Here is a 14,982-nt window from a genome sequence, read left to right as displayed (position 1 = left end):
CCGCAGCTCCAGCACAGGGGGGCGGGTTCGCTGGGAGCGGGGAAGGTTTCCTGGCCGCAGGAGCCACAGAGCTGACGCTGGTCGAGGGCCGCGGCCAGGGCCGCCATCCACTGGCCGGTGAGCGCCCGACGCTGGGGGTCCTGCATCCCGGCGCAGAAGGTCTGCTCAAACAGCCGCTGGATCGGTTCTGGATAGATCGGCCAGGTGATCAGGGCCGCGGCGTGCTCGATCGGATCGGGGCGGTTGCTCGCATCCACCGGATCGAAGATGAACAGGGGGTCTTCGCCGTAGAGACGGCGCCGGGCGGGCTCATCCAGGCAGTGGATCGCCAGCTCCCTCCGGCCCCGCAGCGGATCGTGGCGGGTGAGCAGGCGGAAGATCAGCACCGCCAGGGAGAAGAGATCGCTGTTGGCCCCCGGCCGGGCCCGGCCCATCAGGATCTCCGGGGCCATGAATCCCGGGGTACCGAGCACGCTGCCCAGATCCCGCCCATCCACATCCACGTTGTCGTTGTCGCAGATCAGGATGCGGCCGCTGGAGGGCTCAAGGAACAGGTTGCCCAGGGAGATGTCCTTGTAACAGAGGCCCTTGAGGTGCAGGGAGTGGAAGGCCTCAGCCAGGAAAAAGCCGGCCCTCAGCACCTGGAGCAGGCCGATGGCCAGGTGGCCGCCCACGTGCTCATGGGCCCCCACAAACCCCGGCGGCCGCAGCTGCATCAGGTAGCCGAAGCCCGGCTCCGTGAGCCGCAGCAGCGGCAAGGCGCCAGGGCCGGGCGTCACCAGGGCCAGCGGCCAGAGGAAGGCCTCGCTGGGGGCGGTGGCGTGGATGCTCTCGCCCAGGCGCCGCTTCAGGTGGGGATCGCGGGCGATGCAGGCCGGCAGATACCACTTCAGTGCCAGGCGCTCGCCGGCCACCTCCACCTCGAACACCTGGCCCTGGCTGCCGCCACCGAGCCCGCGCAGCACCTGCAGTGGGCTGGAGATCCCCTCCAGATCAAGGCTGGCGCCTTCCGGCAGGATCCAGGTCACGGAGGGCTGGCTTCGGCGTTCAGGCCTCCAGACTCTGGCCGATGGCCTTGCGGATCCCGTTGCGATGGGAGAGGGCCGTGAGCCGGTTGGCGAAGCTGCGGCGCTGGGCACGGCCATCCCGCAGCTCCACCGTGAGGGTGTGCTCCTTACGGGAGCCCAGCAGGATCCAGCCGGCCAGGGCCGCCAGTTCCAGGGGCCAGAACAGGACGGGGAACGGCAGCAGCAGCAGACCGCCCAGGCAGACCAGCAGCCACCAGCTGAAGATGTGGGGGTGGCGGGGCAGGCTCTGCACCGTGGCCGATCGGATCTGCTCCAGGGGGATCTGCTGGCCAGCGATGTCGAGGCTGCTGACCGCTGCCGCCGGCGGCTGGGCCGCTGGCGCCGCTGCCGCCCGGGCCGCTGGCTGAACCGCGGGGGCTGCAGCAGTGAGCTCGAAGATCAGCACTGGACCACGCATCCCGAGCCGGATCTCATCGCCATCGGCCAAGGGCCGGCACTGCTGCAGACGCTCCCCGCGCAGGAAGGTGCCATCGGCGCTCTGCCAGTCGCAGACCACCCAGCTCTGGTGGCTGTTGGAGTGGCGCACCACGGCGTGGTGGGGGGAGAGCCCGAGCTGCTCAGGCATGCAGAGGCGGTTGTTGCTCTCCCGCCCGATCGTCAGGGGCCGGGCGGGATCGAGCCGGGCCAGCTTGTCCGGCTGATCCCGCAGGCGCAGCTGGGCTGGATGTGGGGTCATGGGTTGCCCTGGCGGCGGTGCCACCACAGGCGCCAGTCGTCCTGCAGGTCGCTCCACCAGCCACCATCGCCCGTTCGCTGCGGGGTCACCCGGCCGGGGAAGAGCAGGGCCTTGCTGGCCAGCAGCAGGGCCACCAGCACCATCACCAGCAGCACCCAGCCGGGAATGGCCCCCACCCAGGTGGCGGCAAAACTGGCCCGGATCGCATAGAGCCCGATCGTGATGGCCAGCCAGAGCCTGAAGGGCTCCCAGGGATCGCGCTGGCTCAGTACGGGCGGGGAGATCGCTGCGCGTAGCGTATCCCCAAGGCCTGCCTGTTCAGCTCCGCATGGTCGAGCCGTCCACTCCGGGGAGCGCCTGGCGCCGTTTCTTGGCCGCCTGGAGGCGTGGAGGGCCCGATGGGCGCCCCGCCGCCATTCGCCTTGCGTGGGGCCAGCTGTTGGAACGCCAGGCCGTGGCGGAACTCTGGCTCGGGGAGCGGCGGATCAGCCGCACCGTGCTCTCGGAGGGGCGCTATCGCATCGGCCGCGATCCAGCCTGTGAGCTGCCGATCGAGGCGGAGAGCCTCAGCCGTGTGCACGCGATCCTGGAGAAGCCGCGCCCCGGTGAGCGCGATTTCGCACTCGAAGACTTCAACTCCGCCAACGGCCTCTTCCACCGTGACCGCCGCATCCGCTCCATCCGCCTGCGCCATGGCGATCAGGTGCAGCTGGGCTCGCCGCTCAGGGGCTCGGCTCCTCGCCTGCGCTACCTGCACTTCCGCAGCCCGCTGGAGCAGGCCCTGCACCTGCTGGGCCTGGGCAGCCTGCTGGGCTCCGGACTGCTGGTGGGCGGTCTGCTGCTGGTCTCCTCCGTCGGTGGTGGCTCGCGCATTCGCCTGATCTCGGGCCCCGTGAAGATCGTCTCGGCCTCCGGTCAGCAGATTGACGCCAAGGAGGGCTCCGCCACCGCTCTGCCCTCCCTGCAGGCCTATCCCCTGCACCTGCGCCAGGCGCTGATGGCCTCGGAGGAGGCGCGCTTCGGCTGGAACAGCGGGGTCGATCTGTTTGGCACCCTGCGCTCGGTGCTGCTGGGCAGCGGCGGCGGCAGCGGACTCACCCAGCAGGTGGCCCGCATCTACTACCCCGAAGTTGGTACCGACTACAGCCTCAGCCGCAAGCTGCGGGAGCTGTGGGTGGCCCTGCAGCTGGAGGTGGGCTACAGCAAGAACCAGATCCTGAAGATGTACCTCGACCGGGCCCATCTGGGCCTCGGCACCGATGGCTTCGAGCAGGCCTCCAGGCTCTATTTCCGCAAGTCGGCCACGGAGCTTGACGTGGGACAGGCGGCCTTCCTGGTGGGCCTGCTGCCCAGCCCCAATGGCTACAGCCCCTGCAACACCAAGGATCCCACCGCCGGCCGTGAGCGCCGCGACCTGGTGCTCAAGCTGATGCATGAGCAGGGCTATCTGGGCGATCAGCAACTGATCGATGCTCAGCGGCGGCCCCTCAACATCGATCCCTCGGCCTGCCGCGACTCCAGCTTCTCCAGCTATCCCTTCTTCAGCGACTACGTGCTCGGCGAGCTGGAGGGCACCCGCTTCGGCCTCAACCTTTCGCAGAAGGCCTCAGGCGGGAACTACTACGTGGTGAGCACGATCGATCCGAAGCTGCAGCAGCTCTCCCAGCAGCAGTTGCAGCGCTTTCTTGAGGGGCCAGCCGCGGGGGTGGGGCTCACCCAGGGGGCCCTGATCTCGCTCAATTACCGCAGCGGCAAGATCCTCGCCTATGTGGGCGGCGGTGATTATTCCCGCTCCAGCTTCGACCGGGTCCAGGCCCTGCGTCAGCCCGGCTCCACCTTCAAGCTCTTCCCCTACCTGACGGCGCTGGAGACCGGCACCAGCCCCGAGGAGGCCATCTCCTGTGCCCCCCTCTCCTATGTGGCCGGCTGTCGCCAGGGCAGTGGTGGCAGCGGCAGCATCAGTGTGGTGCGGGGTTTCGCCGATTCCGAGAACGTGGTGGCCCTGCGCCTGGCCGAGAAAGCCGGCCTGAAGCAGGTGGTGCGCAAGGCCCGTCAGCTGGGGATCAGCACCCCCCTCGACGCTGACTTCAACACCATGCTCGGCGGCCGTGAAACCCTGCTCTACGAATTGGCCCGGGCCTATGCCGTGGTGGCCAACGGGGGCCGCAGTGTGCCGATGCATGGCGTCAGCAAGATCTACGACCTGGGCATCTGCCGCTCGATCTACAGCCTCGCCACCTGCCCGGAGCGGGGGGTGACCACCCCCATCGGTGAGCAGCCCCGCCAGCTGCTGCGCGAGAGCGATGCCGCCGTGATGGACGGTCTGCTGGCGGAGGTGGTGCGCAGCGGCACGGGCCGGGCGGCGGCGGTGGTGGCCGATGGCCGCGGCAAGACCGGCACCACCGACAACGGCGTTGACGTGCTCTTCATCGGCTATTCCCCATCGCTGGAGATCCTCACCGCCATCTGGATGGGCAACGACGATAACCGGCCGGCCCAGGCGGCCAGCGGCGCCCTGGTGGCCGAGTTGTGGGGGCGCTACATGGCCGCGATCAGTGCGGGGAAGCAGAGCTGAACCCAGATTAGAAACCAGATCTGGAGTGAGCTGATCTCGTTCAGCCCCCGGCTCCCCTCGCCTTCAGAGCCAGGTCCAGCAGGGTGTCCAAGCGGTTGACCAGCGCCCAGGCCACCCCCAGTGCCAGGCCCCACCACCACTGGCTGCTGAGCAGGCGATCCAGGGGGAGGCTGTCATCGTCCTCGCTCTGGCGGGGCAGCTGCCAGCCCAGCTGCAGGGCGCCGTACACCAGCAGTAGCACCCAGCTGGGAATCTCGATCGGGCCCAGGTTGAAGGAGAGCGCACGCCAGTACAGCAGGCTGGAGCCGGCCGCCAGGCCGATCAGGGCGCTCACCGCTCCGGCGGCCCCATCCCAGCGCCGCTCGCTGGTGCGCCGCTCCGCCACCAGCAGCGCCAGGGCCGTGGTGGCCAGGCTGGTGAGGGTGTAGCGCAGCACCACATCGGCCAGGGGCAGCGGTGAGGGAGCCCTCAGGAGCAGTAGCAGCAGCGCCACATTCAGCACCGCTTCGAGGGGGTTGTGGTGGATCCAGGGGGCGGTGATCCAGCGCCAGGCCTGGCGGGGTTCGCTGGCATCGGCCTGCTCCAGGGGCCACTGGCGCCGTGTCCACTTCAGCGGACCGAGGCTGAGGGCCTGCAGCAGGGCCAGGGTGAGCGCCAGCACCAGCCAGCCCTGCCAGCCCCACGACCGGAACAGCCAGCGGTCCAGCTCGCCGCTGAGCCAGCGCAGCACCAGAGCCGCGCCCGCCGCCAGGGCCGCTCCTGGGCCCATGGCCCGCAGCGAGTGCCCCATCGCCCGCCCCGCCGACTGCGGCTCAGGCCTCTGGGCTGCAGAGGAGTCAGCGCTGGGACCAGGACCCTGGGGCCGGGTGATGGTCACCCCCGTGGCCGCCTCCAGCAGATCGAGTAGTTCCTCCAGCACGGCTGGGGCATAGGTGCTGCCCAGCTGCTCCGCCAGCAGCTGCACGGAGGTGCTGCGGCCGGCGCCGCTCTCCTGGAGGGCCCGCAGCAGCAGGGGCTGGTCGGCCAGATCGCGTACAGGGCCCTTGAGGCGCTCCTCGGCCCCGAGCAGATCCACCAGCCGGTTGGCGATGGCCCTGCCGTTGCTGAGTCCCGGGGTGCCGGCCTTGTGCCAGGCCCTCAGCTGCAGACCGAGTTCCCGTCCCTTGCTGCTCACCGCTGCACCAGGGTGGCGTCGGCATCGGCGTCGAAGCGGGCCGCGGCGGCGTTGCTGGCCTCGCAGCTGAACAGGGCCGCCGCCAGCTGGGGGGAGAGGGTGAAGGTGGTCATCCCGGCCGCCGCCAGGCGGCTGAGGTCGCTGGTGACCCGCAGGCTGGCCACCAGCAGCTTCAGGCTCGAGCCGCTGTGATCCACGCACTGCTGCATCGTGATCAGCTCCTGGTGGCCATCCCGGCCCAGGTCCTGGATGCGGCCCAGGTAGGGGGCGACGTAGCGGGCGCCGAGGGCTGCGGCCACCAGCACCTGGGGGGCTTCGTAGCAGGCGGTGAAGGTGAGCGGAATGCCGCGGGCGACCAGCTTTGTCGCGGCGGTGGTGCCGGCCCTGGTGAGCGGAACTTTGATGGTGATCTGCCCCTGGCCCAGCTCAGCGAGGGCGAGGGCGCAATCCAGCAGGGCCTCGGGCTCGCGCCCCCAGGCCTGCAGATGCAGCTCCTGGCAGCCGAAATCGAGGGCCCGCCGGCTGAGGGAGCGCAGGTGAGAGACGCTGCAGACCTGGCCGGCCTGCCGCAGCAGCGTGGGATTGGTGGTGATGCCGTGAAAAAACCCTGTGGACATCCATTCCTCCCAGGCGAGAGGATCGGCCGAATCGAGGAAGAATCGCAGGCTCATGCAGAGCCCCGCCGCCTCAGTTGGCTCTGGTGGCCTGGAGCCTGGCGCGGGAGCGGGCCAGGTCCTGCTGAGCCTTCACCTTCTCGGTGCTGGCGGGCTGCCCTTCAAATCCGGCTGCCTTCTGCTCAGCCAGCTCCAACTCCTGCTCGGCCTTGCCGGCGTCGATGCGTGAGCCCAGCTCGGCACCGTTCACCAGCACGGTGACCTCATTGGCCTCCACTTCGGCAAAGCCACCCATCAGGGCGATGCTGGTCCAGTCCTTGCCTGCCCGCAGGCGCATCACGCCCACATCAAGGGCCGTGAGCATTGAGACATGGCCGGTGAGGATGCCCACCTGGCCGGAGGTGCTGGGCAGGATCACCTCGTCGGCAGTGCCGTCGAAGACACTCTGGTCGGGAGCCAGAACGCGCAGGTTGAGAGTCATGGTGACGGGTGCTCAGGAAGCGGATGGGATGGTGGAACTCAGCCCTTCTTGGCTTCGGCGGCAATCTTCTGGGCTTTGGCCCTGACCTGATCGATCGTGCCCACCAGGTAAAAGGCCTGCTCGGGGAGGTCGTCGAGTTCGCCGGCGAGGATCATGTTGAAGCCCTTGATGGTCTCCTCGAGCTTCACGTATTCGCCCGATTGACCGGTGAAGATCTCGGCCACGAAGAAGGGCTGGGAGAGGAACTTCTCGATCTTGCGGGCCCTGTCCACCGTGCGGCGGTCATCTTCGGAGAGCTCGTCGAGGCCGAGAATGGCGATGATGTCCTGCAGTTCCTTGTAGCGCTGAAGGGTGCTCTGCACGGCCCGGGCGGTGCGGTAGTGCTCATCACCTACCACGGAGGGCTGGAGCATCGTGCTGGTGGAATCGAGGGGATCCACAGCGGGATAGATGCCTTTGGAGGCCAGACCGCGGCTGAGCACCGTGGTGGCGTCGAGGTGGGCGAAGGTGGTGGCGGGAGCCGGGTCGGTGAGGTCGTCGGCTGGAACGTAAACCGCCTGGATCGAGGTGATTGAGCCCTCCAGGGTGGAGGTGATGCGCTCCTGCAGTTCACCCACGTCGGTGCCGAGGGTGGGCTGGTAGCCCACAGCGGAGGGCATGCGGCCCAGCAGCGCGCTCACTTCAGAGCCAGCCTGCACGAAGCGGAAGATGTTGTCGATGAACAGCAGCACGTCCTGCTTGTTCACATCACGGAAGTGCTCGGCCATGGTGAGCGCCGAGAGGCCCACCCGCATGCGGGCGCCTGGAGGCTCGTTCATCTGCCCGTAGCAGAGGGCCACTTTCGACTTGCTGAGGTCTTCGGAGTTGATCACTCCGGATTCCTTGAATTCTTCGTAGAGGTCGTTTCCTTCGCGAGTCCGCTCACCCACTCCACCGAAGACCGACACACCGCCGTGTTCCTTGGCGATGTTGTTGATCAGCTCCTGGATCAGCACGGTTTTGCCGACGCCGGCGCCACCGAAGAGGCCGACCTTGCCACCCTGGCGGTAGGGGGCCAGCAGGTCGATCACCTTGATGCCGGTTTCGAACACCTTGGGCTTGGTTTCCAGCTCGGTGAGCTTGGGAGCCCCTCGGTGAATCGGCGAAGTGAGGGTGGTGGAGACCGGACCGCGCTCGTCGACCGGTTCACCCAGCACGTTGAAGATGCGGCCGAGGGTGGCTTCGCCCACGGGCACAGAGATGGGTGCGCCGGTGTCGAGGGCTTCCATACCGCGCACCAGACCGTCGGTGGTGCTCATCGAGACGGCACGGACCCGGTGATCACCCAGCAGTTGCTGCACTTCAGCGGTCAGGGCCACGTCCTGTCCGGCCGAGTTGCGGCCTTCGATGCGCAGGGCGTTGAAGATCCTCGGAAGCTTGCCTGCGGGGAATTCAACGTCCAGCACAGGACCGATCACCTGGCGAACAACGCCCTTGGCGCCGGTGGAGGTGCTGGAGGTTGCGGGTGCAGCAGCCATAGGTCAAGAAAGGGGTTTGCGCAGCGGGTGCCTCCCGCCTTAAGCGGCGCAACCTTACCACTCGCTCATGCCGGCTCCGCTGAGGCCGCCGCCTGTTCGTCAGGCCACGGCGGCTGGCGGTGGGAACTGACTGGGCAGGTTCGGTGACCCGCACAGGGATCAGAAGGCAGAGGCGCAGGCGCTTCGTCTAAGTTGGCAGTCAACGGGCACGAGTGCCAACTCGCCGTTGTCGTGGCGCCGCAGGCGTCACTTTGTCGCATTTGCATGGATTCATGGCTGCTGTTTCTCTGAGCGTTTCCACGGTCAAACCCCTTGGAGACCGCGTTTTCATTAAGGTGTCCGATTCGGACGAAAAGACGGCTGGAGGCATCCTTCTGCCTGACACCGCCCAGGAAAAGCCCCAGGTGGGTGAGGTGGTGCAGGTCGGCCCCGGCAAGCGCAGTGACGACGGGACCCGCCAGGCTCCCGAAGTGAGTGTGGGCGACAAGGTTCTGTACAGCAAGTACGCCGGCACCGACATCAAGCTCGGCGGCAACGAGTTCGTTCTCCTCTCCGAGAAAGACATCCTCGCAATCGTCAACTGAGCACCCTTGTTGATCGGTGATGTCAGATTCTCCAACCTTCGGAGATCTGATTCCCCTTCAATTCATCCTCGTCCCATTAGTAAAGAGATCATTTCTCCATGGCCAAGCGCATCATCTACAACGAGAACGCCCGCAGGGCCCTCGAAAAAGGCATCGACATCCTGGCTGAGGCCGTCGCCGTCACCCTCGGTCCCAAAGGCCGCAACGTGGTGCTCGAGAAGAAATTCGGCGCCCCCCAGATCATCAACGACGGCGTCACGATCGCCAAGGAGATCGAACTCGAAGACCACATCGAGAACACCGGTGTGGCCCTGATCCGTCAGGCCGCCTCCAAGACCAACGACGCCGCCGGTGACGGCACCACCACCGCCACCGTCCTGGCCCACGCCATGGTCAAGGCGGGCCTGCGCAACGTGGCCGCCGGCGCCAACGCCATCACCCTCAAGAAGGGCATCGACAAGGCCTCCGACTTCCTCGTCAAGAAGATTGAGGAGCATGCCAAGCCGATCTCCGACTCCAACGCCATCGCCCAGGTGGGCACCATCTCCGCCGGCAACGACGAAGAAGTCGGCCGCATGATCGCCGATGCGATGGACAAAGTGGGCAAGGAGGGCGTCATCTCCCTGGAAGAAGGGAAATCGATGACCACCGAGCTGGAGGTCACCGAGGGCATGCGCTTCGACAAGGGCTACATCTCGCCCTACTTCGCCACCGACACCGAGCGGATGGAAGCGGTGCTCGAGGAGCCCTACATCCTGCTCACCGACAAGAAGATCGGCCTTGTGCAGGACCTGGTGCCCGTGCTCGAGCAGATCGCCCGGACCGGCAAGCCCCTGCTGATCATCGCCGAGGACATCGAGAAGGAAGCCCTGGCCACCCTGGTGGTAAACCGCCTGCGCGGCGTGCTCAACGTAGCCGCAGTCAAGGCTCCTGGCTTCGGTGACCGCCGCAAGGCCATGCTCGAGGACATCGCCGTCCTCACCAACGGTCAGCTGATCACCGAGGACGCCGGCCTCAAGCTGGAGAACACCAAGCTGGAGATGCTGGGCACCGCCCGCCGCATCACCATCAACAAGGACACAACCACCATCGTCGCCGAAGGCAACGAGGCGGCAGTGAAGGCCCGCTGCGAGCAGATCCGCAAGCAGATGGACGAAACCGACTCCTCCTACGACAAGGAGAAGCTTCAGGAGCGTCTGGCCAAGCTGAGCGGCGGTGTGGCCGTGGTCAAGGTGGGTGCCGCCACCGAGACCGAGATGAAGGACAAGAAGCTGCGCCTGGAAGACGCCATCAACGCCACCAAGGCGGCTGTTGAGGAAGGCATCGTTCCTGGTGGTGGCACCACCTTGGCTCACCTGGCTCCGGCCCTGGAAGAGTGGGCGGCCGCCAACCTCACCGGCGAAGAGCTGATCGGCGCCACGATCGTGGCCTCCGCCCTCACCGCTCCCCTGATGCGCATTGCCCAGAACGCCGGCGTCAATGGCGCCGTCGTGGCTGAGCACGTCAAGGGCATGCCCTTCAACGAGGGTTACAACGCCGCCACCGGCGAGTATGTCGACATGCTGGCTGCCGGCATCGTGGACCCTGCCAAGGTGACCCGTTCGGGCCTGCAGAATGCAGCTTCGATCGCAGGCATGGTGCTCACCACCGAGTGCATCGTGGCCGACCTGCCCGAGAAGAAGGAAGCAGCTCCCGCAGGCGGCGGCGGCATGGGCGGCGACTTCGACTACTGATCCCCAGCGGCGGAGCGCTCAATCCGCTCCGCCATCCGGATCGATCCCGGCAGAGGGGGGCATAGCCCCCCTCTTTTTTTGTGCTGTTCAGGTTTTGTCCTGTACAGGGCGGCGATCGATGCTGTCTTGATCCGGAGGCTCTGGGCCTGGGTCGATCCCGCCGTGGGCGGGTCTCTTCAGCCGGCCTTGAAGTCGAGGGCCACGCCGTTGTTGCAGTAGCGCTTGCCTGTGGGCCGGGGCCCATCGTTGAAGACGTGACCCTGGTGGCCGCCGCAGCGGCGGCAGTGGTATTCGGTGCGGGGCACCAGCAATTTGAAGTCGGTTTTGGTGACGATCCCACCAGGCAGGGGCTGAAAGAAGCTGGGCCAGCCGGTGCCGCTCTCGAATTTCGCCGAGGAGCTGAACAGGGGCAGGCGGCAGCCGGCGCACAGGAAGGTTCCCTGGCGCTTCTCGCTGTTGAGGGGGCTGCTGAATGGGCGTTCAGTTCCTTCGCGCCGCAGCACGTTGTAGGCGGCGGGACTCAGACGCTTGCGCCATTCACTGTCACTGAGCTGCCAGCTGGGATCGGCGGCTTTGGACGCCGCCTCGGCTCTGGCACCACCCCAGACCGCGCCCAGCACCACGGCCAGGGAGGAGAGCAGTCCGCGGCGTTTGATCGGATCCACAGGCGGGAACGGAGACGAAGGGAAAGCGAGCTCGCTAGAGAGCTGTGCGGAACAGGCCGCCTCAGTCGCCTCAGCGCAACCAGCCGGCACTGAGCACCACGGCCAGGGCGAGGAACAGGCCCAGCAGCGTCCAGCTGATGCGGTTGAGGGTGTCCTCGGCGCTGCGGGCGCTGCTGAACATGGAGCCGCCACTGCTGGCCAGGCCTCCCATGCCATCGCCCTTGGGGCTGTGCAGGAGCACGCTACCGATCAGCAACAGGCCGATGGCCGACCAGATCCAGGACAGAACAGTGGTGAGCATGCAGCCAACCTAACGAACGGCTCAGACCTTCACGGCGGCGGCGAAGGTGGCCGGGGGGCTGATCAGGTTCAGGGGTTCCACGAGGGAGGTGCCCGTCATGCTCGCAGGCTGGGGCAGCCCCAGGATCTGCAGCAGGGTGGGTGCGATGTCGGCCAGGCCGCCACCCTGGCGCAGCTGGGGAGCGGCACCATGGCCTCCAAGCTTGCGCTTTTCGCCTTCCACCAAGATCACCGGCACCGGGTTGGTGGTGTGGGCGGTCCAGGGGCGTCCATCTTCCCCTTCCATCAACTCGGCATTGCCGTGGTCGGCGGTGATCAGCAGGGTGCCGCCCAGGCGATTGGTGGCCTCCACCAGGCGACCGACGCAGTGGTCCACGGTGGCGATGGCCTGCTGGGTGGCGTCCATCCGGCCGGTGTGGCCCACCATGTCCGGGTTGGCATAGTTGATCACCACCAGGGAATACACGCCTTTGTTGAGGGCGGAGATGCAGTTGTCGGTGAGCTGGTCGGCAGACATGGCCGGGGCCTGGTCGTAGGTGGCGACGCGCGGGGATGGAACTAGGTGGCGATCTTCACCGGGGAAAGGCTGTTCGATGCCGCCGTTGAGGAAGTAAGTGACGTGGGGATACTTCTCGGTTTCGGCCGTGCGCAGCTGGCGCAGTCCGTGGGCGGAGACCACCTGACCGAGCAGGCCATCGAGGGATTCCGGCGGAAACGCCACCGCCACGGGCAGGCCCAGTTCGTATTGGGTGAAGGTGACCACATGGAGGGGGCTGATGCGCTGGCGCTCAAACTGGTCGAAGTCGTCGAGCACCAGGGAGCGGATCAGCTGGCGCACCCGATCGGGCCTGAAGTTGAAACAGATCAACCCATCGCCAGGCTTGAGGACGCCGGGTGCCAGCCGCAGGGGTTCCAGGAATTCGTCGTTGATGCCGTCGGCGTAGGCCGCTTCGATCGCCTCCTGGAAGGAGAGGGAACTGATCTCGCCCTCCTCGCTCAGCAGGCGGTAGGCCTTTTCGGTGCGCTCCCAGCGGTTGTCGCGGTCCATGGCCCAGTAGCGGCCGCAGATGGTGCTGATCCGGCCGACCCCGGCGGCCTCCACCTGGGCTGCGATGGACTCCAGGTAGGAGATGGCGCTCTGAGGGGGCGTATCGCGTCCGTCGGTGATCACATGCAGGCAGATGTCGCTGAGGCCTCGGCCGGCGGCCCACTGCAGCAGCCCACCGAGGTGGTCAATGTGGCTGTGAACGCCGCCATCGGAGCCCAGTCCGAGCAGATGCAGGGTGCCGCCATCGCGCAGCAGCCGGTCCGCCAGCTCGTTGATGGACGGATTGGCCGCCAGGCTGCCGTCGCGCACGGCCTTGCCGATCCGCACCAGCTCCTGACGGATGATCCGGCCGGAGCCGATCGTGAGATGGCCCACCTCGGAATTGCCCATCTGGCCGTCGGGCAGACCCACCTCTCCGCCGCTGGCCTGGATCAGGGTGTGGGGATAGGCCTCCCAGAGGGCATCCATCACCGGCGTGCTCGCCCCCTGGATAGCGTTATGCCTTGCCTCCTCACGAAAGCCCCAGCCATCAAGGATGGTCAGCACCACGGGGGGAATCGCTCCGTCCCGCAACCGACCCGAAGCTGATTCCCGACCGGAGGGAAGGGTTGGAGATCCGAAGCTGGGACTTGCGCTCACCCTGACTTCCCGAATGGTCATTCAAGCGTCTTCTGAGGCCAAGTTACTCCTGAAGGTCGATGATCCAGGCCGCGAAATGGGGTCGTCAGCTTTTGGCAACATTCTTGCGTCCATACGATGGAACGACCAACTTCCGTTCCTTGTGAACACTTCCACGGCACCGTCACCCGATCAGCGGCGACTGGAGATCCTCTCCGCCGACGATCTCGCCCGCACAGTGCGCCGCCTGGCCTCCCAGGTGCTCGAAGGAGTGATCGACAGTCGCCAGTTGCTGCTGCTGGGCATCCCCACCCGGGGGGTGGCCCTGGCCCGGGTGCTGGCCGAGCAACTGCAGGAGCTCTGCGGTCACCCGATCGACCAGGGCAGCCTTGATCCCACCTTCCACCGCGATGACCTTGAGCGGGTGGGCACCCGCCTGGTGGAGGCCACCCAGCTGCCCTCCGACATCGAAGGGCGCCAACTGGTTCTGGTGGATGACGTGATCTTCACCGGCCGCACGGTGCGGGCGGCGCTGGAGGCCCTGCACACCTGGGGGCGTCCTGATCTCGTGCGGCTGCTGGTGATGGTGGACCGTGGCCACCGGGAGCTGCCGATTCAGCCCGATTTCTGTGGCCGCCTGGTGCCCACCAACCGCCAAGAGTCGATTCAGCTCTGCCTGCGCCAGACCGACGGCGAAGACGGCGTGTTCCTGATTCGTCCCGGCTAGGCCCCTCAGCCCACCGCCTCTAGCTCGTCGGGGCGGAAGTGGGCGCGGAAGCGTCCGAAGGCCACGATCACCGGCAGGGTCGGGCTGATGGGCTTGCCCTTCCAGTCGTCGAGCACCTGCAGCACCTCGCCCTGCTGTCCGAGAAGATCAAAGGCCTTGCCGCGGTGCTCCGGGTGGGTGTAAACGACCACGCTCTGGCTGACCTGGACCTGTTCTCCGGCCTTCATGTGCTGGGGACCCAGTGGATAGATCAATCCTGTCATGGGCCCCAGGGTGGAGGCTGGCGCCGGGGGGCCTTCAGCGGCGGCAGGTGGTCTCAGGACCCGACTCAACCACCCGGCCGCCCAGCTCGGCGCAGGCCTTGGTGAAGGCGGTCCACTCGTCGACGCCCGTGGTCAGCTGGCGTTGCACGGCGGCATCAAGACTGGCGATCGGCACGCTGTCGATCGGTTGATCGCCGTGGCTGTGGTGCTCCTGTTCCTTGCTCTTCAGCCCGGCGATCGCCTGGTCCACCTGCTCCCGCAGGGGGCCTGTGGCGGTGGTCCACCAGGGGTGATCGATGCGGTTGAGGGCATCAAGGGCCTCCCACCAGCGCTTCTCAGAAACGAACTTCACGGCCCGCTCCTGCTGCAGCTGGTTGCGCGCCCAGAACTCCCGCAGGTTGTCACCCAAGGCAGAGCCGTCGGGCCGGTGATGCTCGCCCATGGGCTTGAGCAGAGCTAAGGCCCCCTCCAGGTCGCCCTGCTGGAAGCGGGCCAGGGCCCGGTCCTTGAGGTCCTGCTGCCAGGCCAGCAGCTGCTGCCGGTCGGCCTCGGTTCCCGCCACGGAATTGGCCAGCAACAGTTGCAGCTTCAGGGCTTCCTCGGGCTTCTGCTGCCGCCAGAGCTGTTCAGCCTTGGCCCGTCGGCAGCGGCCCTGCTCCGCCGGTGAGCGCCCGCTCAACCAGCGCAGGGAGGCCAGCTGATCGCTGTAGCGGATGCAGTCGTCGAAGCGCCCCTCGTTGGCGGCCTGCTCCAGCCGGCGCGGCAATTGCGATTCCCACCACCAAGCGCCGCCCACTCCGGTGGCCACCAGGCCGAGGGTGAGAGCCAGCCAGAAGCGCGGAAGCCTGTGGCGGCGGATGGCCAAGTGCTGATCTAAATTCTAAGTCTCCGTTCTATGAACGCAGGGGCCCAGGAAACG

Annotated in this window: 16 protein-coding genes; 4 read left to right on the top strand and 12 right to left on the bottom strand. The window is 67.0% G+C overall.

The window, feature by feature from the left end; translation table 11 throughout:
* The 3 genes from KBY67_RS11450 to KBY67_RS11440 all read right to left on the bottom strand — a co-directional run.
* The coding region (locus tag KBY67_RS11450; protein ID WP_255111166.1) for a protein kinase domain-containing protein at nt 1-1,028 on the bottom strand (1,028 nt) is incomplete at its 3' end.
* A gap of 19 nt (nt 1,029-1,047) precedes the next feature.
* On the bottom strand, nt 1,048-1,764 hold the full coding sequence (locus KBY67_RS11445; RefSeq protein ID WP_255111164.1) for an FHA domain-containing protein: 717 nt from the start codon (nt 1,762-1,764) through the stop codon (nt 1,048-1,050).
* On the bottom strand, nt 1,761-1,940 hold the full coding sequence (locus tag KBY67_RS11440; protein WP_255111163.1) for a hypothetical protein: 180 nt from the start codon (nt 1,938-1,940) through the stop codon (nt 1,761-1,763). The genes KBY67_RS11445 and KBY67_RS11440 overlap by 4 nt, the downstream gene beginning before the upstream one ends.
* 152 nt (nt 1,941-2,092) lie before the next feature.
* On the opposite strand from KBY67_RS11440, the gene KBY67_RS11435 reads away from it, so the two are divergent.
* Complete coding sequence (locus tag KBY67_RS11435) at nt 2,093-4,339, top strand: transglycosylase domain-containing protein (RefSeq protein ID WP_255111162.1); 2,247 nt, start codon at nt 2,093-2,095, stop codon at nt 4,337-4,339.
* A gap of 40 nt (nt 4,340-4,379) precedes the next feature.
* On the opposite strand, the gene KBY67_RS11430 is transcribed toward KBY67_RS11435, so the two are convergent.
* Genes KBY67_RS11430 through atpD form a run of 4 tightly spaced genes read right to left on the bottom strand, consistent with a single transcriptional unit; the run spans nt 4,380 to nt 8,125 of the window.
* Nucleotides 4,380-5,513, bottom strand: a complete 1,134-nt coding sequence (locus tag KBY67_RS11430) for a rhomboid family intramembrane serine protease (RefSeq protein ID WP_255111161.1) — start codon at nt 5,511-5,513, stop codon at nt 4,380-4,382.
* A complete protein-coding gene (locus KBY67_RS11425; RefSeq protein ID WP_255111160.1) occupies nt 5,510-6,184 on the bottom strand; it encodes a transaldolase family protein in 675 nt (224 codons plus the stop codon). The genes KBY67_RS11430 and KBY67_RS11425 overlap by 4 nt, the downstream gene beginning before the upstream one ends.
* A gap of 16 nt (nt 6,185-6,200) precedes the next feature.
* The gene (atpC, locus tag KBY67_RS11420; RefSeq protein WP_255111159.1) at nt 6,201-6,608 is read right to left on the bottom strand and encodes an ATP synthase F1 subunit epsilon; all 408 of its coding nucleotides are present in this window, start codon (nt 6,606-6,608) and stop codon (nt 6,201-6,203) included.
* 38 nt (nt 6,609-6,646) lie between these two features.
* Nucleotides 6,647-8,125: a F0F1 ATP synthase subunit beta gene (gene atpD, locus KBY67_RS11415; RefSeq protein WP_255111158.1), complete on the bottom strand. Its 1,479-nt coding sequence runs from the start codon at nt 8,123-8,125 to the stop codon at nt 6,647-6,649.
* Between the two features lie 272 nt (nt 8,126-8,397).
* On the opposite strand from atpD, the gene groES reads away from it, so the two are divergent.
* Together groES and groL are read left to right on the top strand one after the other, a co-directional pair.
* Nucleotides 8,398-8,709, top strand: a complete 312-nt coding sequence (gene groES, locus KBY67_RS11410; protein ID WP_006171952.1) for a co-chaperone GroES — start codon at nt 8,398-8,400, stop codon at nt 8,707-8,709.
* Between the two features lie 98 nt (nt 8,710-8,807).
* Nucleotides 8,808-10,442, top strand: coding sequence for a chaperonin GroEL (gene groL, locus KBY67_RS11405; protein WP_094554733.1), 1,635 nt, complete (start codon nt 8,808-8,810; stop codon nt 10,440-10,442).
* 176 nt (nt 10,443-10,618) lie between these two features.
* On the opposite strand, the gene msrB is transcribed toward groL, so the two are convergent.
* The 3 genes from msrB to gpmI form a co-directional block, all read right to left on the bottom strand.
* The gene (gene msrB, locus KBY67_RS11400) at nt 10,619-11,098 is read right to left on the bottom strand and encodes a peptide-methionine (R)-S-oxide reductase MsrB (protein WP_255111171.1); all 480 of its coding nucleotides are present in this window, start codon (nt 11,096-11,098) and stop codon (nt 10,619-10,621) included.
* 79 nt (nt 11,099-11,177) lie between these two features.
* On the bottom strand, nt 11,178-11,408 hold the full coding sequence (secG, locus tag KBY67_RS11395; RefSeq protein ID WP_255111156.1) for a preprotein translocase subunit SecG: 231 nt from the start codon (nt 11,406-11,408) through the stop codon (nt 11,178-11,180).
* Between the two features lie 21 nt (nt 11,409-11,429).
* Nucleotides 11,430-13,004, bottom strand: coding sequence for a 2,3-bisphosphoglycerate-independent phosphoglycerate mutase (gene gpmI / locus KBY67_RS11390; RefSeq protein WP_255111154.1), 1,575 nt, complete (start codon nt 13,002-13,004; stop codon nt 11,430-11,432).
* 232 nt (nt 13,005-13,236) lie between these two features.
* On the opposite strand from gpmI, the gene pyrR reads away from it, so the two are divergent.
* Nucleotides 13,237-13,800, top strand: a complete 564-nt coding sequence (pyrR, locus tag KBY67_RS11385) for a bifunctional pyr operon transcriptional regulator/uracil phosphoribosyltransferase PyrR (protein WP_255111153.1) — start codon at nt 13,237-13,239, stop codon at nt 13,798-13,800.
* A 5-nt stretch (nt 13,801-13,805) separates the two neighbouring features.
* Here the strand turns inward: pyrR and KBY67_RS11380 are convergent, their stop codons facing one another.
* Both KBY67_RS11380 and KBY67_RS11375 read right to left on the bottom strand, forming a co-directional pair.
* A complete protein-coding gene (locus KBY67_RS11380) occupies nt 13,806-14,027 on the bottom strand; it encodes a ferredoxin-thioredoxin reductase variable chain (protein ID WP_255111170.1) in 222 nt (73 codons plus the stop codon).
* Nucleotides 14,028-14,097: 70 nt separating this feature from the next.
* Nucleotides 14,098-14,928 (bottom strand): hypothetical protein, encoded by an 831-nt coding sequence (locus KBY67_RS11375; protein WP_255111152.1) that lies wholly within the window; start codon nt 14,926-14,928, stop codon nt 14,098-14,100.
* Between the last annotated feature and the right edge of the window lie 54 nt (nt 14,929-14,982).

Source organism: Synechococcus sp. RedBA-s (genome assembly GCF_024345495.1).
Lineage (GTDB): Bacteria > Cyanobacteriota > Cyanobacteriia > PCC-6307 > Cyanobiaceae > Regnicoccus_A.
The sequence above is the reverse complement of the archived record's forward strand: the minus strand, read 5'-3'. Positions and strand labels throughout refer to the sequence as shown.

What these genes read in the sequence shown, in the direction of transcription:
- KBY67_RS11435 (WP_255111162.1), top strand. Translation starts at nt 2,093, where the DNA reads ATGGTCGAGCCGTCCACTCCGGGGAGCGCCTGGCGCCGTTTCTTGGCC.
- groL (WP_094554733.1), top strand. Translation starts at nt 8,808, where the DNA reads ATGGCCAAGCGCATCATCTACAACGAGAACGCCCGCAGGGCCCTCGAA.
- KBY67_RS11425 (WP_255111160.1), bottom strand. Translation starts at nt 6,184, where the DNA reads ATGAGCCTGCGATTCTTCCTCGATTCGGCCGATCCTCTCGCCTGGGAG.
- secG (WP_255111156.1), bottom strand. Translation starts at nt 11,408, where the DNA reads ATGCTCACCACTGTTCTGTCCTGGATCTGGTCGGCCATCGGCCTGTTG.
- groES (WP_006171952.1), top strand. Translation starts at nt 8,398, where the DNA reads ATGGCTGCTGTTTCTCTGAGCGTTTCCACGGTCAAACCCCTTGGAGAC.
- KBY67_RS11380 (WP_255111170.1), bottom strand. Translation starts at nt 14,027, where the DNA reads ATGAAGGCCGGAGAACAGGTCCAGGTCAGCCAGAGCGTGGTCGTTTAC.
- atpC (WP_255111159.1), bottom strand. Translation starts at nt 6,608, where the DNA reads ATGACTCTCAACCTGCGCGTTCTGGCTCCCGACCAGAGTGTCTTCGAC.
- atpD (WP_255111158.1), bottom strand. Translation starts at nt 8,125, where the DNA reads ATGGCTGCTGCACCCGCAACCTCCAGCACCTCCACCGGCGCCAAGGGC.
- KBY67_RS11445 (WP_255111164.1), bottom strand. Translation starts at nt 1,764, where the DNA reads ATGACCCCACATCCAGCCCAGCTGCGCCTGCGGGATCAGCCGGACAAG.